The organism is Pseudomonas sp. B414, from assembly GCF_055408445.1.
In genome coordinates this window covers 37,177-54,732 of sequence record NZ_JBUZTQ010000021.1, presented here as the reverse complement: position 1 = coordinate 54,732, position 17,556 = coordinate 37,177, and the positions used below count along the sequence as shown (strand labels likewise).

The following is a 17,556-nucleotide window of genomic DNA, read 5'->3' as shown; positions in this document are numbered from 1 at the left end:
TTACAGGAGGTGCAACATGAAAAAGATTCTTGGTGTTTACCCAGCTCCCCGTCCTCATTGGGTAGGTGATGGTTTTCCGGTTCGCACGATGCTTTCCTACGACAGCATGGGCAAACACATCAGTCCGTTCTTGCTGCTGGATTACGCCGGGCCAGCCGAGTTCACCCCAACTACTGAGCGACGTGGCGTAGGCCAGCATCCGCATCGTGGTTTTGAGACGGTGACCATCGTTTACAAAGGCGAAGTCGAGCACCGTGACTCCACCGGTAACGGCGGGGTGATCGGGCCCGGTGATGTGCAGTGGATGACCGCAGCGTCCGGCATCCTGCATGAGGAGTTCCACTCCGAGGCATTTGCCCGCAGTGGTGGCGCGCTGGAAATGGTGCAGCTGTGGGTCAACCTGCCAGCGAAGGACAAAATGTCCGCGCCGGGGTATCAGGCCATTGTTGATCAGGAAATTCCTGATCTGGCCTTGCCGGACGATGCCGGACGTTTGCGCCTGATTGCCGGTGAGTTCGCCGGCAAGCGCGGCCCGGCCCAGACCTTTACGCCGATCGACGTGTGGGATATCCGCTTGAATGCAGGCAAGTCGACCAAGCTGGATCTGAACCCGGGTCGTAACACTGCGCTGGTGGTACTGCATGGCGCGGTTGAGGTGAATGGTGAGCAAGTGGTGCGCGAAGGCGAATTGGCGCTATTCGAACGCGATGGTTCGAGCATCCGCCTTGAAGCCAATAACGATGCCGTGCTGCTGATCCTCAGCGGCGAGCCGATCGACGAACCGATCGTGGGTCATGGCCCGTTTGTGATGAACACCGACGCCGAAATCCATCAGGCGTTTGTGGACTTCCAGTCGGGCAAGTTTGGCCGCATGCCTGCGTAGTAATACCGCACCAAAACGCAATTCCAGGCCATGAAGGGTCATGGCCTGGCCTTTTTGCCTTATTCCAGAGAGGTAAACCCTGCTCCCACACTAATCCCAGCCATATTCGGATTCTGTGGGCAAGCCACACACAGGTGTTGCTTTGCTCACAGAATTCGGACCTTTGCCGGGATCATTATGTGGGAGCGAGCTTGCTCGCGATGGCATCACCGCGGTTTGCCTGACAGACCGCAGCGCTTGCATCGCAGGCAAGCCTGCTCCCACAGGGTTTGCGCTGCTCACAAAATTCGGACCTTGCCAGGATCATTATGTGGGAGCGAGCTTGCTCGCGATGGCATCACCGCGGTTTGCCTGACAGACCGCAGTGCTTGCATCGCAGGCAAGCCTGCTCCCACAAGTTCTTCTCCACCCACTTTCGTGTTTACACCCGCTCGAAAATCACTGCTATACCCTGGCCTCCACCAATACACATGGTCGCCAGGGCGTAGCGGCCCTGTGTCCGCTGCAATTCATGGATGGCCTTGGTGGCAATGATTGCACCGGTGGCGCCCACCGGGTGGCCCAGGGCAATCCCGGAACCATTGGGGTTGACCCTGGCCGGGTCCATGCCCAGTTCCTGCATCACGGCGCAAGCCTGGGCGGCGAAGGCGATATTGGCTTCGATCACGTCCATGTCTTCGATCCTCAATCCCGCCCGTTTCAACGCCAACCGCGTCGCCGGAATCGGCCCCAGGCCCATCAGCTCCGGTTCTACCCCGGCATGGGCGTAGGCCACCAGCCGCGCCATCGGCGCCAGATTGCCCGCCTGCACTGCCGCGCCACTGGCCAGTACCAGCGCCGCTGCACCGTCATTCAATCCCGAGGCATTACCGGCGGTTACGCTGCCATCCTTCTTGAACGCCGGTTTCATCAGCGCCAACTGCTCCAGGGTCGTGGCCCGTGGGTGCTCATCCTGGCTGAACATCACACTGCCTTTACGGCTGCGCACCTCAACAGCGGCGATCTGGCTCTCGAAGTAACCCTTGGAAATAGCCCGTGCAGCGCGCTGCTGGTCTTCAAGTGCGAGGGCATCCTGGGTCTGGCGGCTGATGTGGTTGCGCAGGGCGATATTTTCCGCAGTAACACCCATATGAATACCGTGGAACGGGTCATGCAGGATGCCGAGCATGTAATCGAGCATCTGCGTATCACCCATGCGCGCGCCCCAACGGGCAGCGGGCATCAGGTACGGGCCGCGACTCATGGCTTCGGCTCCGGCACCAATGGCAAACTCGGCATCACCCAACATCAGGGTATGGGCGGCAGAAATAATCGCCTGCAAGCCCGAGCCGCACAGGCGGTTGACGTTATAGGCCGGTGTTTCCTTGGGAATCCCCGCATTGATCGCCGCAACCCGCGCCAGATAGGCGTCCTGGGGCTCGGTGGGTATCACGTTGCCCATCACCACATGGCCGATGCGCTCGGGGTCGACCTGGCTGCTCAGCAGCGCGGCTTTTACCGCGGTGCTGGCCAGGTCGCCCAGAGGCACATCCTTAAGCGCGCCACCGAAGGTGCCGATGGCCGTGCGCCGGGCGCTGAGGATGAAAATTTCAGAAGCTTGCATGGCGAGTCCTTATTGTTTTATCGGGCCAAATGCGCGGGATTATTTCACCAGAATCCGGCTTTGAGCGTCGTCCGTTTGTGCGGGCAGGGTATCTACCTGGCCATCGAGCAGTGTCATAAAAGCATGGGCGGCATTGGACAGGGTGCGTTCGGTATGCACGATATAACCCAACTGGCGGGTCAGCTGGATGCCGGGCAGGGCAATCGATGCCACTTGTTCGTCGAGCATGGTGCGCGGCAATACGCTCCAGGCCAGGCCAATGGACACCATCATCTTGATGGTCTCCAGGTAGTTGGTGCTCATGGCGATATTGGGCGTCAGGCCCTGGGCTTCAAACAGGCGATGGACAATATGGTGGGTAAAGGTATTGCCGCCCGGGAACACCGCCGGGTGGCGGGCAATATCGGCCATGCTCACGGCCTTTTGCCGGGTAAGGCTGTGCTCGGGGGCCACCACAAAGTCCAGCGGGTCATCCCAGACCGGCACCGCGCGAATCAGCGAGTGAGGCTCGGGCGCGAGGGTGATTACCGCCAGTTCGGCACGGCCGTGAAGAATTTCGTCGTAGGCCACTTCTGAATCGAGAAACTGAATATCCAGCGCGACCTTGGGGTAGGTGCGGGTGAACTCGCGCAGCAACGGCGGTAAACGGTGCAGGCCGATATGATGGCTGGTGGCCAGGGTCAGGCGTCCGCTGACCTCACCATTGAGGTTGTTCAGCGCCCGGCGGGTGTCATCCAGCACGTTGAGAATCTGATAGGCGCGCGGCAGCAAGGCCCGGCCCGCCTCGGTCAGGCTGACTTCGCGGCCCAACCGGTCGAACAGCCTGAGCTTGAGTTGCTGCTCGATGCTGGCAATGCGTTTGCTGATGGCAGGCTGGGTCAAAAACAGGCGTTCGGCAGCCCCGGAAAAGCTACCAGTTTCAGCAATGGCGATAAAAGCATTGAGATTCGCGAGATCCATCTATTCGAATTCCTGTTGGTTATCCAAAGCATGAAAATTATGAATTTGAGTTATTCACTGTAACGCCATAGGATCGACCTCACAAGCCAAGTGGTTATTGGCACAGAAACGAAGCTGATGAGGAAACCGTCTGATGGCCGGCAAAACGCTCTACGACAAGCTCTGGGATTCGCATTTGGTCAAGCAGCGCGACGATGGCTCGGCGCTGATCTATATCGACCGTCACATCATTCACGAAGTGACGTCGCCGCAAGCCTTTGAAGGCCTGCGTCTGGCCGGGCGCAAGCCTTGGCGCATCGATGCCAATATCGCCACTCCGGACCACAACGTACCGACCACGCCGGAACGCAAAGGCGGGATCGAGGCGATTGCCGACCAGGTTTCCCGTCTGCAGGTACAAACCCTCGACGACAACTGCGACGAATACGGCATCACCGAATTCAAGATGAACGATGTGCGTCAGGGCATCGTTCACGTGATCGGCCCGGAGCAGGGCGCCACCTTGCCGGGCATGACCGTGGTGTGTGGCGACTCGCATACTTCGACCCACGGTGCATTTGGCGCCCTGGCTCACGGTATAGGCACCTCCGAGGTCGAGCATGTACTTGCCACCCAGTGCCTCGTCGCCAAGAAAATGAAGAACATGCTGGTGTCGGTTGAAGGGCAATTGCCGTTCGGCGTAACCGCCAAGGACATTGTGCTGGCCGTGATCGGCAAGATCGGCACCGCCGGCGGCAATGGCCACGCCATCGAATTCGCTGGCAGCGCGATCCGCGACTTGTCGGTCGAAGGCCGCATGACCATCTGCAACATGTCCATCGAAGCCGGTGCCCGTGTGGGCCTGGTGGCTGCGGATCAGAAAACCGTCGACTACGTAAAGGGTCGCCCGTTCTCTCCCAAAGGCGCCGAATGGGACATGGCAGTAGAAGCCTGGAAAGACCTGGTTTCCGACAGCGATGCGAAGTTCGACAGCGTGGTTGAGCTCGATGCTACGCAGATCAAGCCGCAAGTCAGCTGGGGCACTTCGCCGGAGATGGTATTGGCGGTTGATCAGAACGTGCCGGACCCGGCGCAGGAAGCTGATCTGGTCAAGCGTGGTTCGATTGAACGTGCATTGAAGTACATGGGCTTGACCGCCAACCAGGCGATCACCGATATCCAGCTTGATCGCGTGTTTATCGGCTCGTGCACCAACTCGCGGATCGAAGATTTGCGCGCTGCCGCAGAGATTGCCAAGGGTCGCAAAGTGGCGTCCACCATCAAGCAGGCCATTGTGGTGCCGGGTTCGGGCCTGGTCAAAGCCCAGGCCGAGGCTGAAGGTCTGGACAAGATCTTTATCGAAGCCGGTTTTGAATGGCGCGAGCCGGGTTGCTCGATGTGTCTGGCGATGAACCCGGACCGCCTGGAGTCGGGCGAGCATTGCGCATCGACCTCCAACCGCAACTTCGAAGGTCGTCAGGGTGCCGGTGGCCGTACTCACCTGGTAAGCCCGGCCATGGCTGCCGCCGCCGCTGTAAACGGTCGTTTTATCGACGTTCGTGAATTGACCAAGGGGAGCGCAGCATGAAAGCTTTTACTCAGCACACAGGATTGGTCGCGCCTTTGGATCGTGCCAACGTCGATACTGACCAGATCATTCCCAAGCAGTTTTTGAAGTCGATCAAACGCACCGGTTTCGGCCCTAACCTGTTCGATGAATGGCGTTATCTGGATGTGGGGCAGCCGTATCAGGACAACTCCAAGCGCCCGCTGAACAAGGATTTTGTGCTCAATGCCGAGCGTTACCAGGGTGCCAGTGTGTTGCTGGCCCGTGAGAACTTCGGTTGCGGCTCCAGCCGTGAGCACGCCCCGTGGGCGTTGGAAGAGTACGGCTTTCGCAGCATCATCGCGCCGAGTTATGCCGATATCTTCTTCAATAACAGCTTTAAAAATGGCTTGTTGCCGATCATCTTGAGCGATGCCGATGTGGATGAGCTGTTTGCCCAGGTTGAGGCCGAACCGGGTTACCAGCTCAGCATCGACCTTGAGGCGCAGACCGTGACGCGCCCGGATGGCAAGGTGTTGAGCTTTGAGATCGATGCGTTTCGCAAGCATTGCCTGTTGAATGGCCTGGACGATATCGGTTTGACCTTGCAGGACGATGTGGCCATTGCCGCTTTTGAAAGCAAGCACCGGGCAAGCCAGCCGTGGTTGTTTCGCGACGCTTGATTGAAGTTGCTCGCACGGGCCTTATCGCGGGCAAGCCCGACTCCCACATTAGAAATGCAATCCCCTGTGGGAGCCGGGCTTGCCCGCCATGACGGCAGCCTGGACAACACATATCTTGAGCTTTAAAAGGAAGTTTTCATGACCAGCAGCGCCCAGCACAGTCAGGTTGTACAAAAGCAGTTCGGCGAACAGGCTTCGGCCTATCTGAGCAGCGCCGTGCACGCACAAGGCACCGAGTTCGCCCTGCTAAAGGCCGAGCTGGCGGGCAAGCCGCAGGCGCGGGTACTGGATTTGGGTTGTGGCGCCGGTCATGTGAGTTTTCACGTCGCAGCGCTGGTTAAAGAAGTGGTGGCCTACGACTTGTCCCAGCAAATGCTTGATGTGGTGAGCGCTGCTGCAACCGATCGCGACCTGAACAACATCACCACTGTCTGCGGTGCAGCCGAACGCCTGCCGTTTGCCGATGGCGAATTCGACTATGTGCTCAGCCGTTATTCGGCGCATCACTGGAGCGACCTGGGCCTGGCCTTGCGCGAAGTGCGCCGGGTGCTCAAGCCGGGCGGTGTCGCCGCATTTATCGATGTGATTTCACCCGGCAGCCCGCTGTTCGACACCTACCTGCAAAGTGTCGAAGTACTGCGCGACACCAGTCATGTGCGTGATTATTCGACCGCCGAGTGGCTGCGTCAGGTCAGTGAGGCCGGATTGCATACGCGCAGCACACAGCGTCAGCGTTTGCGTTTAGAGTTCAGCTCCTGGATCGAACGCATGCGCACGCCGCAGGTCATGAGCGCGGCCATTCGTCAGTTGCAGCAGTCGATGGGCGCGGAAGTTCGTGAATATTTTGAAGTTGAAGCCGATGGCTCGTTCAGTACCGATGTGCTGGTGCTGTGGGCCGAGAAGTAACCCGAAAATTTCAGGATGCGCCCCCGGGGGCATCAACAGACAAGAAAGAGGAACCCATGAGCAAGCAGATTTTGATTCTCCCAGGCGACGGTATTGGTCCGGAAATCATGGCCGAAGCGGTCAAGGTGCTGGAATTGGCCAACCACAAGTTCAAGCTGAACTTCGAGCTGACCCATGACCTCATCGGTGGCGCAGCCATCGACCAGCATGGCGTGCCCCTGGCGGATGAAACCCTGGAGCGCGCCCGCGCTGCCGACGCCGTACTGCTGGGCGCCGTGGGTGGCCCGAAGTGGGACAAAATCGAGCGCGATATCCGTCCTGAGCGCGGCCTGCTGAAAATCCGTGCGCAACTGGGCCTGTTCGGCAACCTGCGCCCGGCGATCCTGTATCCGCAACTGGCCGAGGCTTCCAGCCTCAAACCGGAAATCGTCGCGGGCCTGGATATCCTTATCGTTCGTGAACTGACCGGTGGCATCTACTTTGGCGCCCCGCGTGGCACCCGCGAGCTGGAAAACGGCGAGCGTCAGGCTTATGACACCCTGCCTTACAGCGAAAGCGAAATCCGTCGCATCGCCCGTGTCGGTTTCGATATGGCCCGTGTACGTGGCAAAAAGTTGTGCTCGGTGGACAAGGCCAACGTTCTGGCTTCCAGCCAGTTGTGGCGCGAAGTGGTTGAGCAAGTGGCCAAGGACTACCCGGACGTAGAACTGAGCCATATGTACGTCGACAATGCGGCCATGCAACTGGTGCGTGCACCCAAGCAGTTTGACGTGATCGTCACCGAGAACATGTTTGGCGATATCCTGTCCGATCAGGCTTCCATGCTCACCGGTTCTATCGGCATGCTGCCGTCGGCGTCCCTGGACACCAACAACAAGGGCATGTACGAGCCTTGCCATGGTTCGGCGCCGGATATCGCCGGGCAGGGCATTGCCAACCCGCTGGCGACCATTTTGTCGGTGTCGATGATGCTGCGTTACAGCTTCAACCAGACCGCTGCTGCCGATGCCATCGAGCAGGCCGTCAGCCTGGTTCTGGACCAGGGCCTGCGCACCGGTGACATCTGGTCGGCGGGTTGCACAAAGGTCGGTACACAGGAAATGGGCAATGCAGTAGTCGCGGCGCTGCAGAATCTGTAATCTCTCGGGCCCGTTACTTCCTGTTGGTGGAAGTAACGACCCCACTTTTTGTTAAAGGTGTAGTTGCGATGAAACGTGTAGGTCTGGTCGGTTGGCGCGGTATGGTTGGTTCCGTGCTCATGCAGCGGATGCTGGAAGAGCAGGATTTCGATCTTATCGAACCGGTGTTTTTCACTACCTCCAATGTCGGTGGGCAAGGTCCGTCCGTGGGCAAGGATATTGCTCCGCTCAAGGATGCTTACAACATTGAAGAGCTGAAAACCCTCGATGTAATCCTGACCTGCCAGGGCGGCGACTACACCAGCGAGGTTTTCCCCAAGCTGCGTGAAGCGGGCTGGCAAGGTTACTGGATCGATGCGGCGTCGACCCTGCGCATGCAGGATGACGCGGTGATTATTCTGGACCCGGTCAACCGCAAGGTCATCGACCAGCAGCTGGATGCGGGCACCAAAAACTATATCGGCGGCAATTGCACCGTCAGCCTGATGCTGATGGGGCTGGGTGGTCTGTTTGAAGCTGGTCTGGTGGAGTGGATGAGTGCCATGACCTACCAGGCGGCCTCGGGCGCCGGCGCGCAGAACATGCGTGAGCTGATCAAGCAGATGGGTGCGACCCATGCTGCGGTCGCGGATCAACTGGCCGACCCGGCCAGCGCCATCCTCGATATCGACCGTCGTGTGGCCGAAGCCATGCGCAGCGATGCCTACCCGACCGAAAACTTCGGCGTGCCACTGGCTGGCAGCTTGATCCCGTGGATCGACAAAGAGCTGCCAAACGGTCAGAGCCGCGAAGAATGGAAAGCGCAGGCAGAAACCAACAAGATCCTGGGTCGTTTCAAAAACCCGGTTCCGGTAGACGGTATCTGCGTGCGTATCGGTGCGATGCGTTGCCACAGCCAGGCCTTGACCATCAAGCTGAACAAGGATGTGCCGATTGCTGATATCGAAGCCCTGATCAGCCAGCACAACCCTTGGGTCAAACTGGTGCCGAACCAGCGTGAAGCGAGCATCCAGGAACTGAGCCCGACCAGGGTGACAGGCACCCTGAATGTTCCGGTTGGGCGTCTGCGCAAGCTGAACATGGGTTCGCAGTTCCTCGGTGCGTTCACCGTGGGCGACCAGTTGCTGTGGGGTGCGGCCGAGCCGTTGCGTCGCATGCTGCGAATTCTGCTGGAGCGTTAATTCGCCCCTGGCAGGCTCAAGCCCGCTTCTCGCAAGAGATGCGGGCTTTTTGTTGGGCCTGTTTCACCAGCCGCCCTGCTAAAACACTGTGGGAGCGGGCTTGCTCGCGATAGTATCGCCGCGGTGTACCTGACCAACCGCGCCGCACCTATCGCGAGCAAGCCCGCTCCCACAATGAGTTGATTTGGCAGGATCAAATATCCCGGGCGCGTTGCCTGTACGGGTTGTGCCCGGTACAGTGCCGTCCCCACGTTTCGCCTGAGGTAGACACATGAACCAGTCCTTTGATATCGCCGTCGTCGGCGCCACCGGCACTGTCGGCGAAACCATCGTACAGATTCTCGAAGAACGCAATTTCCCCATAGCGGACTTGCACTTGCTGGCCAGCAGCGAGTCAGTCGGGCACTCGGTGCCTTTTCGCGGCAAGAATGTCAGGGTGCGTGACGTCGACGAATTCGATTTCAGCAAGGTGCAGCTGGCGTTCTTTGCCGCTGGCCCCGCCGTCACCTTGAGTTTTGCCGCCAAGGCCAGCGCGGCCGGTTGCATGCTGGTGGACTTGTCCGGCGCACTGCCTTCGGCCCAGGCGCCGCAAGTGGTGCCCGAGGCCAATGCACAAGTGCTGGCAGGTTTGCCAAAACCGCAGCAGGTCAGCAGTCCAAGCCCTTCGGCGACAGCCCTCGCGGTGGCTTTGGCGCCTTTGCGCGGTTTGCTGGATATTCAATATGTCAATGTCACCGCGTGCCTGGCCGTCTCTGCCCAAGGCCGTGAAGCGGTTGCCGAGCTGGCGCGTCAAACCACCGCGCTGTTGAATCTGCACCCGCTGGAAACCAGTTTCTTTGATCGCCAGATGGCGTTCAACCTGCTGGCGCAAGTCGGCAAGCCGGATGCCCAGGGTCATGTGCCGTTGGAAAAACGCCTGGTAACCGAGCTGCGCGAAGTGCTGGGCATGCCTATGCTGAAAATATCGGTCAGCTGCATTCAAGCGCCGGTGTTTTTTGGCGATAGCTTCAGTGTGTCCCTGCAACTGGCCGGGCCGGTGGATCTGGAAGCAGTGAATGCCGCGCTTGAAGCGGGCGATTGTATCGAGCTGGTCGAAGATGGCGACTATCCTACAGCTGTAGGGGATGCAGTGGGTCAGGACGTGGTGTATGTCGGTCGCGTGCGCCACGGTGTCGATGACAGCTCACAACTCAATCTGTGGCTGACCTCGGATAATGTGCGCAAAGGTGCGGCATTGAACGCCGTGCAGTTGGCTGAGTTGTTGATAAAAGCACAGCTGTAAAAGATACTTGGCAGCTATACAGGTCTCGTGGGACGAGGCTTGTACCAATAAGGAAGGGGCTATGGTTCAGGTTCGCAAATTGGTGTTGGCAATCGCTGCCGCTTCGGCACTGTCATCCGGTATGGCGCAAGCGCTTGAGCTTGGGGAGCTGACACTCAAGTCGACCCGCAACCAACCGTTGCTGGCAGAAATCGAGCTGCTCGATGTCAAGGACCTGACTGCCGCGCAAGTGGTGCCGAGCCTGGCCCCCGAGCAGGACTTCAGCAATGCCGGGGTGCCGCGTCCGGCCTATCTGGATGATCTGCGCTTCACGCCGGTGATCAATGCCGACGGCAAGAGCGTGTTGCGTGTCACGTCCAGCCAGCCGCTGTCCGAGCCTTTCGTAAAATTCCTGGTGCAGGTGATGTGGCCCAACGGCCGCTTGATGCGCGACTACAGCGTATTGTTCGACCCGGCCAAGTTCTCGCCGCAGACCGCTGCCGCAGCGTCGGCTTCGGCACCTGCCTCTGCAGAATCTGCGCAATACACCACAACTGCCCGCGACACCCTGTGGGAAATTGCTGCCAAAGCGCGCAATGGCGGCTCGGTGCAGCAGACCATGCTGGCAATCCAGGCGCTTAACCCGGATGCCTTTATCAACGGCAATATCAACCGTCTTAAAACCGGCCAGGTCCTGCGTTTGCCGAGTGCCGAGCAAAGCGTGCAATTGCCTCTGGCCAAGGCTATCAACGAAGTTGCGTCGCAAAATGCCGACTGGCGCAATGGGCGTCGTACCGTGCCATTGCCTCAGCAACTGGACGCAACCGGTCGCAAGCCCGTACAGACACCTGCGGCCACAGCCGTACAGCCGGACGCCCTGAGCCTGGTTTCAGGTGAGGCGGGCAAGGGCGCTGCGGGTGATGCCAAGGCATTAAGCGACAAGCTGGCGCTGACCCAGGAGAGTCTGGACTCCAGCCGTCGTGAAAATGCCGAGCTACAAAGCCGGATGCAGGATTTGCAAAGCCAGTTGGACAAGCTGCAACGTCTGATTCAGTTGAAAAACGATCAGTTGGCCAGGCTGGAGGCCGAGAAGGGGGCTCCTGTTGACCCTGCAGCTGCGATACCGGCACAGCTTGCGGCGCAGGCAGAGGATGCGCCGGAAGCGGATATTGCACCGGCCATCGAGGGTGCGCCTGCTACGGCCGTCGCACCAGCCCCGGTTGACAGCGTGGCGACGCCAGGTAACGAGCGAAAAATCCAGGACTTGCTGGGTAGCCCGCTACTACTGGGCCTGATGGGTGGCGGAGTGGTCTTGTTGCTGCTTCTGCTATTGCTCCTGGTGCGTCGTCGCAATGCCATGCAGGAGGCGCAAAAACATGCGCGAATGGCCCGGGATCTTGAGCATGAAGCCGAGTTTTCGGCTGATCTGGATATGCCGCCGAGCAGCTTTGACGGCCTTGAAACAGCTTCGCGCAGCGTCAATCTCGAGCAAGCACCGGCACCGGCTCCAAAAGCGGCCCCTGTAGTTGAAACCGCAGCGCCTGTTGTCGCAGCCGTCTCGTTGGCCAAACCTGCTGCTGATGTGCTGGAGCAGGCTGAACGATTGATCGGCCAGCGTCAACTGGACGAAGCTGCAGCGCTGCTTAAGGCTGCGATCGTCCAGGAGCCGCAGCGCAGCGATTTGCGCCTTAAATTGATGCAGGTATACGGCGAGCAGGGCGAGCGTGAAGCCTTTATCGCTCAAGAGCGTCAACTGGTTGCCAATGGCAAGAATCACGCCCAGGTTGAACAGCTAAAACAGCGTTACCCGGGCATGCTGGTGGGTGCAGCCGCGGGCATTGCCACTGCGGCCGTGGCGACCCAGCTACAGGCGCAGTTTGTCCAGGAGATGATGCGCGATGATCGTGAGGTCGAGGCGCAGCCTGAGGTTATCCCTCCCGTTGAAGAGTTTGATCACGATTTTGACCTGAGCCTGGATGAGCTTGAGGCGGCTTCACCTGCTGTAGTGCCGACTGAGCCGAGCCCCGATCAGCCGGCGGCCGACAGCTTTGAAGCGGTACTTGAGCAACAGGCCCAGGCGGCTGACGAAACGGCCGCGGACTTTGATCTGGAGCTGCCTGCGGACTTTGATTTGTCCCTGGCAGAAGAGGCTCCTGCGGCTGCTGCGGCGCCGGACAGCTTTTCCCTTGAGCTGGACAAGGTCAACGCAGAGCTGCATCGCCTGTCGCAAAGCCTTGAACAGTCGTCGACGGTTGAGCCATTTGCCGATGATGAACCGGAGTTCGATTTCCTCTCGGGCGCCGATGAAACCGCGACCAAGCTTGATCTGGCCCAGGCCTATATTGATATGGGTGACGACGAAGGTGCGCGGGATATCCTCACCGAGGTCATGGAAGAGGGTAATGCACAGCAACAGGCCGAAGCGCTGGAAATGCTCTCGCGGTTGACCTGACCTTTCTGGGGGGTCTTGCTCGCGATGGCATCACTGCGGTTTGCCTGACAGGCCGCATCGCCTGCATCGCAGGCAAGCCAGTTCCCACAGGTTTTCTGCGCCGAATACAAAATCCGGGCTTTGCAGGGACTATTGTGGGAGCGAGCTTGCTCGCGATGGCATCACTGCGGTTTGCTTGACAGGCCGCATCGCCTGCATCTACACAGTTACTTTTACCTGGATGCCTGGGTTTTGTTGCGCGCTAATCATTTGTTTCATGGCGTCTTGCCTCGTGAGCCTTATAATGCCCGCCTTTGCGTTTATGAGCAGGCTGTAAGTCCTTGGCAAATATAGATAACCCAGCCGCTGAAATGGCTGCCGAAGGTTTTTACCGGATCGCCCTTGGCGTTGAGTACAAAGGCTCGCGCTACAGCGGCTGGCAGCGTCAGGCCAATGGCGTGCTGACAGTCCAGGAAACCCTGGAAAACGCCCTCTCCAAAGTCGCAGACTCGCCGGTTTCACTAATGTGCGCCGGGCGTACCGACGCCGGTGTGCATGCCTGCGGGCAAGTGGTGCACTTTGACACCCAGGCCGAGCGCTCGCTGAAAGCCTGGGTGATGGGCGCCAATATCAATCTGCCCCATGACATCAGTGTCAGCTGGGCCAAAGTCATGCCCGCAGATTTTCATGCGCGCTTCAAGGCCATTGCCCGGCGCTACCGCTATGTGATCTACAACGATCAGATTCGGCCTGCGCATTTGAATCAGGAAATCACCTGGAACCACCGTCCGCTGGATGTCGAACGCATGGCCGAGGCCGCCCGATACCTGCTGGGTGTACATGATTTCAGCGCCTTCCGTGCCGGTCAATGCCAGGCCAAATCGCCGATCAAGGAAATGCACCATCTGCGCGTGACCCGTCACGGCAATATGATCGTGCTGGATATTCGTGCCAGTGCCTTTCTGCATCATATGGTGCGCAATATTGCTGGCGTGCTGATGACCATCGGTACCGGCGAGCGCCCGGTGGAGTGGATCAAGGAAGTGCTGGAAAGCCGCGAGCGCCGCTCCGGTGGTGTGACGGCACATCCTTACGGCCTTTATCTGGTGCAAGTGGAGTACCGCGATGAGTTCCAATTGCCGGAACGTTACATTGGTCCACATTTCTTGACCGGTTTTAGCGGCCTGGACGGCTGACGCCCGGATAAGCATTTGTTACCATCCGGGACTTTCGCGTTCGGGGTGTTATCGAGATGTCCGTTGTTCGCAGCAAGATCTGCGGTATTACCCGCATAGAAGATGCACTGGCTGCTGTCGAGGCCGGTGCTGACGCCATAGGCTTTGTGTTCTACGCCAAAAGCCCGCGGGCAGTCACGGCGTCGCAAGCGCGAGCGATAATTGCAGCGCTGCCACCTTTTGTGACCACGGTGGGGCTGTTCGTCAATGCCAGCGCCTGTGAACTGAACGAAACCCTGGATGCCGTACCGCTGGATCTGCTGCAGTTTCATGGCGATGAAACCCCGGAGCAGTGCGAGGGTTATCACCGCCCTTATATCAAGGCCCTGCGGGTAAAGGCCGGTGATGACATCGCCGGTGCCTGCAAGGCATATGCAGGGGCCAGCGGTATTTTGCTCGATGCCTATGTTGAAGGCGTGCCCGGTGGAACTGGTCAGGCATTTGACTGGTCTTTGATACCTCAGGGTTTGCACAAACCGATTATTTTGGCCGGTGGTTTGACTGTCGACAACGTCGCAGACGCCATTGCCCGGGTTCAGCCTTATGCCGTGGATGTCAGCGGCGGGGTGGAAAAAAGCAAGGGCATCAAGGATCACGACAAGATTCGTGGCTTTATGCGAGCAGTACGTACAACAAACTGATGCCCGATGTGACGGCTGGCATTTAGCCGCCGTCCATCATTACCGTCCTGAAAAGCAGGCGGGCCCGGTGGTATGACGGGCAGAAATTAAAGTGGCAACCGCTCTGCGGCGTGTTGTCGGGACGGCTGAGGGTTGCAGGGTTTTGCTGGTTTGCCGTGTGCTGACCGCGCCCTGGCAATCATCGCCACACACCTAATGAATTTAGCTCAAGGGCATACACGGGGCCTGAACTCAACTGTTCTGGCCACCGGTACTGGAGAAAGAAAGCATGAGCAACTGGTTGGTAGACAAGCTGATTCCTTCGATCATGCGTTCCGAGGTCAAAAAGAGCTCGGTACCTGAAGGCCTGTGGCACAAATGCCCGTCTTGCGACGCTGTGCTTTATCGTCCGGAGCTGGAAAAGACCCTGGACGTTTGCCCGAAATGCAATCACCACATGCGCATCGGCGCACGTGCGCGCATCGATATCTTCCTCGACGCCGACGGCCGTGCCGAGCTGGGTGCAGACCTGGAGCCGGTTGACCGCCTGAAGTTCCGCGACAGCAAGAAGTACAAGGACCGTCTGGTTGGCGCACAAAAGCAGACCGGCGAAAAAGACGCGCTGATCTCCATGAGCGGTACCTTGCTGGGCATGCCAGTGGTGGTATCGGCCTTCGAGTTCTCCTTTATGGGTGGCTCGATGGGTGCCATCGTCGGTGAGCGTTTCGTTCGTGCCGCCAACTACGCCCTGGAAAACCGCTGCCCGATGATCTGCTTCGCGGCCTCTGGTGGTGCGCGGATGCAGGAAGCCCTGATCTCCCTGATGCAAATGGCCAAGACCTCTGCGGTACTGGCGCGTCTGCGTGAAGAAGGCATCCCGTTTATCTCGGTGCTGACCGATCCGGTGTACGGTGGCGTTTCCGCCAGCCTGGCAATGCTCGGTGACGTGATCGTGGCTGAGCCCAAAGCGCTGATCGGCTTTGCCGGCCCGCGGGTAATCGAGCAGACCGTGCGCGAAAAACTGCCGGAAGGCTTCCAGCGCAGCGAGTTCCTGCTGGAGCACGGCGCAATCGACCTGATCGTTGCGCGCCAGGAGTTGCGCCCACGCCTGGGTAACCTGCTGGCACAAATGATGGGCTTGCCGACACCGGTGTTTGTGGCCGCGCCTGTTGAAACCATCGTTGTTCCGCCGGCACCTGCAAACCTATGACCCAGCGCACCCTTGGCGAGTGGCTCGCCTATCTTGAACAGCTGCATCCGGCGGCCATCGACATGGGCCTGGATCGCGCACGCGAGGTAACGAACCGCATGGGCTTGCAAAAGCCTGCGCCTCGGGTGGTGACGGTTACGGGTACCAATGGCAAGGGCTCGACCTGTGCGTTTGTGGCTTCGTTGCTGCAGGCGCAGGGGCTCAAGGTGGGGGTTTACAGCTCGCCCCACCTGCTGCGCTATAACGAGCGCGTACAAATTGACGGTGTTGAAGTCTCTGACGAGCTGCTTTGCGAGGCCTTTGCGGCCCTGGATGCAGGGCGCGGCGAGACTTCCCTGACTTATTTTGAAATGGGTACGCTGGCCGCCTTCTGGCTGTTCGAGCGTGCCCAGCTGGATGCCGTGGTGCTGGAAGTCGGTCTGGGCGGACGACTGGACGCGGTCAATCTGGTCGATGCCGATATGGCGCTGGTGACCAGCATCGGTGTGGATCATATCGAATACCTGGGCAATACCCGTGAGTCCGTGGCCTATGAAAAGGCCGGGATTTTCCGTGCGGGCAAGCCGGCCCTGTGTGGCGACCTGAATCCCCCGCACACACTGCTCGACAAGGCCAAGGAGCTGGGTTGCCCGCTGTTTTTGCGCGGTCGCGACTTTGATCTGGCCAGTACCGATCAGGTTTGGCATTGGCGGGGTCTGGATGCTCAAGGGCAGGTAGTCGAGCTGCGCGATATCCCGCTGCTGGATTTGCCTATGGAAAACGCAGCACTGGCCCTGCAGGCCTATGCGTTGACCGATCTGCCCTGGCAGCCAGAGCAGATCGTCGGTGCGCTGACAGCTACGTGTGTTACCGGGCGCCTGGACCGTCGCCAGTTCAGCTGGAAGGGCAAGCCCCTGAATCTGCTGCTGGATGTGGGGCACAACCCCCATGCCGCCGAGTACCTGGTGCGCCGTCTGGCCCAGCGGCCGGTGGCAGGTAAGCGCCTGGCGGTGTTCGGTTTGCTGGCCGACAAGGACCTGGATGGCGTAGTGTCACAGCTGGCCGGGTCGGTCGGGCACTGGGCCGTTGCCCCGCTGGATACGCCGCGCACGCGCCCGGCTGCTGAAGTCGAGGCCGCCCTGCAGGGGCTGGGTGCTTCTGTTTCGGCGCATGCCAGTGTGATGGCAGCGCTTGAGGCCCAGTGTGAGCGGGCTACGGCTGAAGACGAAATTCTGTTGTTCGGATCATTTTATTGTGTTGCTGAGGCGCTCGAGTGGTTGGGGCGGCGTGCCACGCAGGAGGCTGCAAATGGCTTTGCTGGATAAGGCGTACAAACAACGGATGGTCGGCGCCCTGGTGCTGGTGGCGCTGGCGGTTATTTTCCTGCCGATGTTGTTCTCCCGTCAGGACGAACAGCGTCAGATTCAGGTCGATGCGCCGAGCGCACCTGAAATGCCGGTGATGCCGCAGGTTCAGGTTGAGCCGGTTGCCGTGCCTGAGCCGCAGGTTATCGCTGAAGAGCCGGCCCCGGTTGAACAGCCGGTTGTTCAGCAGCAGGCGCCAGCGCCGGTCGCACCGGTAGTGGCAAAGCCTGCAGTGGCCACGCCTAAACCACCGGTCGTCACCCCGGCGCAAACCGTTGCCCAGGCCCCTGCCAAGCTGGATACCACGCAAAAGCGGGTTGATCCCAACGGTTTGCCGATCAGCTGGTCGGTGCAGCTGGTCAGCTTGTCCAATCGGGCGAGTGCCGATAACTTGCAAAAAACCCTTCGCAATCAAGGCTATAACGCTTACGTGCGGTCTTCAGGCGGAATGAACCGGGTTTTTGTCGGTCCCTTGCTGGAGCGTGCAGAGGCCGACCGCCTGCGTGATTTGCTCGGTAAACAGCAGAATCTCAAGGGTTTTGTGGTGCGCTTCCAGCCTGAACGTAATTAAGGCGG

At 59.4% G+C, this 17,556-nt stretch carries 15 protein-coding genes; 13 read left to right on the top strand and 2 right to left on the bottom strand.

Annotation, left to right across the window (positions count from 1 at the left end):
* The first annotated feature begins 16 nt into the window (after positions 1-16).
* A complete protein-coding gene (locus tag ACZRMH_RS17415; RefSeq protein WP_464014483.1) occupies positions 17-883 on the top strand; it encodes a pirin family protein in 867 nt (288 codons plus the stop codon).
* 421 nt (positions 884-1,304) lie between these two features.
* On the opposite strand, the gene ACZRMH_RS17410 is transcribed toward ACZRMH_RS17415, so the two are convergent.
* Both ACZRMH_RS17410 and ACZRMH_RS17405 read right to left on the bottom strand, forming a co-directional pair.
* Positions 1,305-2,486 (bottom strand): acetyl-CoA C-acyltransferase family protein, encoded by a 1,182-nt coding sequence (locus ACZRMH_RS17410; RefSeq protein WP_464014482.1) that lies wholly within the window; start codon positions 2,484-2,486, stop codon positions 1,305-1,307.
* Between the two features lie 39 nt (positions 2,487-2,525).
* Positions 2,526-3,446 carry a LysR family transcriptional regulator gene (locus ACZRMH_RS17405; RefSeq protein ID WP_464014481.1) on the bottom strand — a complete coding sequence of 307 codons (921 nt, stop codon included), beginning with the start codon at positions 3,444-3,446 and terminating at the stop codon, positions 2,526-2,528.
* A 133-nt stretch (positions 3,447-3,579) separates the two neighbouring features.
* Between ACZRMH_RS17405 and leuC the strand changes: the two genes are divergently transcribed.
* The 12 genes from leuC to ACZRMH_RS17345 all read left to right on the top strand — a co-directional run bounded on the left by leuC (position 3,580) and on the right by ACZRMH_RS17345 (position 17,551).
* A complete protein-coding gene (leuC, locus tag ACZRMH_RS17400; RefSeq protein WP_464014480.1) occupies positions 3,580-5,013 on the top strand; it encodes a 3-isopropylmalate dehydratase large subunit in 1,434 nt (477 codons plus the stop codon).
* Positions 5,010-5,654, top strand: a complete 645-nt coding sequence (gene leuD, locus ACZRMH_RS17395; protein WP_464014479.1) for a 3-isopropylmalate dehydratase small subunit — start codon at positions 5,010-5,012, stop codon at positions 5,652-5,654. The genes leuC and leuD overlap by 4 nt, the downstream gene beginning before the upstream one ends.
* A gap of 138 nt (positions 5,655-5,792) precedes the next feature.
* Complete coding sequence (locus ACZRMH_RS17390; RefSeq protein WP_464014478.1) at positions 5,793-6,560, top strand: class I SAM-dependent methyltransferase; 768 nt, start codon at positions 5,793-5,795, stop codon at positions 6,558-6,560.
* Positions 6,561-6,616: 56 nt separating this feature from the next.
* Positions 6,617-7,699 (top strand): 3-isopropylmalate dehydrogenase, encoded by a 1,083-nt coding sequence (gene leuB / locus ACZRMH_RS17385; RefSeq protein WP_464014477.1) that lies wholly within the window; start codon positions 6,617-6,619, stop codon positions 7,697-7,699.
* 68 nt (positions 7,700-7,767) lie between these two features.
* Positions 7,768-8,880 carry an aspartate-semialdehyde dehydrogenase gene (gene asd / locus ACZRMH_RS17380; RefSeq protein ID WP_464014476.1) on the top strand — a complete coding sequence of 371 codons (1,113 nt, stop codon included), beginning with the start codon at positions 7,768-7,770 and terminating at the stop codon, positions 8,878-8,880.
* A gap of 271 nt (positions 8,881-9,151) precedes the next feature.
* Positions 9,152-10,162 carry an aspartate-semialdehyde dehydrogenase gene (locus ACZRMH_RS17375; protein ID WP_464014475.1) on the top strand — a complete coding sequence of 337 codons (1,011 nt, stop codon included), beginning with the start codon at positions 9,152-9,154 and terminating at the stop codon, positions 10,160-10,162.
* A gap of 61 nt (positions 10,163-10,223) precedes the next feature.
* On the top strand, positions 10,224-12,593 hold the full coding sequence (locus ACZRMH_RS17370; protein ID WP_464014474.1) for a motility hub landmark protein FimV: 2,370 nt from the start codon (positions 10,224-10,226) through the stop codon (positions 12,591-12,593).
* A gap of 350 nt (positions 12,594-12,943) precedes the next feature.
* Positions 12,944-13,768, top strand: coding sequence for a tRNA pseudouridine(38-40) synthase TruA (gene truA / locus ACZRMH_RS17365; RefSeq protein WP_464014510.1), 825 nt, complete (start codon positions 12,944-12,946; stop codon positions 13,766-13,768).
* Between the two features lie 56 nt (positions 13,769-13,824).
* Positions 13,825-14,448 carry a phosphoribosylanthranilate isomerase gene (locus ACZRMH_RS17360; protein ID WP_464014473.1) on the top strand — a complete coding sequence of 208 codons (624 nt, stop codon included), beginning with the start codon at positions 13,825-13,827 and terminating at the stop codon, positions 14,446-14,448.
* A gap of 268 nt (positions 14,449-14,716) precedes the next feature.
* Positions 14,717-15,637, top strand: coding sequence for an acetyl-CoA carboxylase, carboxyltransferase subunit beta (gene accD, locus ACZRMH_RS17355; RefSeq protein ID WP_016780511.1), 921 nt, complete (start codon positions 14,717-14,719; stop codon positions 15,635-15,637).
* Complete coding sequence (gene folC / locus ACZRMH_RS17350) at positions 15,634-16,941, top strand: bifunctional tetrahydrofolate synthase/dihydrofolate synthase (RefSeq protein ID WP_464014472.1); 1,308 nt, start codon at positions 15,634-15,636, stop codon at positions 16,939-16,941. Before accD ends, folC begins: the two co-directional genes overlap by 4 nt.
* On the top strand, positions 16,925-17,551 hold the full coding sequence (locus ACZRMH_RS17345) for an SPOR domain-containing protein (RefSeq protein WP_464014471.1): 627 nt from the start codon (positions 16,925-16,927) through the stop codon (positions 17,549-17,551). The genes folC and ACZRMH_RS17345 overlap by 17 nt, the downstream gene beginning before the upstream one ends.
* Positions 17,552-17,556 lie beyond the last annotated feature (5 nt).

What these genes read in the sequence shown, in the direction of transcription:
- accD (WP_016780511.1), top strand. Translation starts at nt 14,717, where the DNA reads ATGAGCAACTGGTTGGTAGACAAGCTGATTCCTTCGATCATGCGTTCC.
- asd (WP_464014476.1), top strand. Translation starts at nt 7,768, where the DNA reads ATGAAACGTGTAGGTCTGGTCGGTTGGCGCGGTATGGTTGGTTCCGTG.
- ACZRMH_RS17360 (WP_464014473.1), top strand. Translation starts at nt 13,825, where the DNA reads ATGTCCGTTGTTCGCAGCAAGATCTGCGGTATTACCCGCATAGAAGAT.
- ACZRMH_RS17370 (WP_464014474.1), top strand. Translation starts at nt 10,224, where the DNA reads ATGGTTCAGGTTCGCAAATTGGTGTTGGCAATCGCTGCCGCTTCGGCA.
- leuC (WP_464014480.1), top strand. Translation starts at nt 3,580, where the DNA reads ATGGCCGGCAAAACGCTCTACGACAAGCTCTGGGATTCGCATTTGGTC.
- folC (WP_464014472.1), top strand. Translation starts at nt 15,634, where the DNA reads ATGACCCAGCGCACCCTTGGCGAGTGGCTCGCCTATCTTGAACAGCTG.
- ACZRMH_RS17345 (WP_464014471.1), top strand. Translation starts at nt 16,925, where the DNA reads ATGGCTTTGCTGGATAAGGCGTACAAACAACGGATGGTCGGCGCCCTG.
- ACZRMH_RS17410 (WP_464014482.1), bottom strand. Translation starts at nt 2,486, where the DNA reads ATGCAAGCTTCTGAAATTTTCATCCTCAGCGCCCGGCGCACGGCCATC.
- leuB (WP_464014477.1), top strand. Translation starts at nt 6,617, where the DNA reads ATGAGCAAGCAGATTTTGATTCTCCCAGGCGACGGTATTGGTCCGGAA.
- leuD (WP_464014479.1), top strand. Translation starts at nt 5,010, where the DNA reads ATGAAAGCTTTTACTCAGCACACAGGATTGGTCGCGCCTTTGGATCGT.
- ACZRMH_RS17390 (WP_464014478.1), top strand. Translation starts at nt 5,793, where the DNA reads ATGACCAGCAGCGCCCAGCACAGTCAGGTTGTACAAAAGCAGTTCGGC.
- ACZRMH_RS17375 (WP_464014475.1), top strand. Translation starts at nt 9,152, where the DNA reads ATGAACCAGTCCTTTGATATCGCCGTCGTCGGCGCCACCGGCACTGTC.
- ACZRMH_RS17415 (WP_464014483.1), top strand. Translation starts at nt 17, where the DNA reads ATGAAAAAGATTCTTGGTGTTTACCCAGCTCCCCGTCCTCATTGGGTA.
- ACZRMH_RS17405 (WP_464014481.1), bottom strand. Translation starts at nt 3,446, where the DNA reads ATGGATCTCGCGAATCTCAATGCTTTTATCGCCATTGCTGAAACTGGT.
- truA (WP_464014510.1), top strand. Translation starts at nt 12,944, where the DNA reads ATGGCTGCCGAAGGTTTTTACCGGATCGCCCTTGGCGTTGAGTACAAA.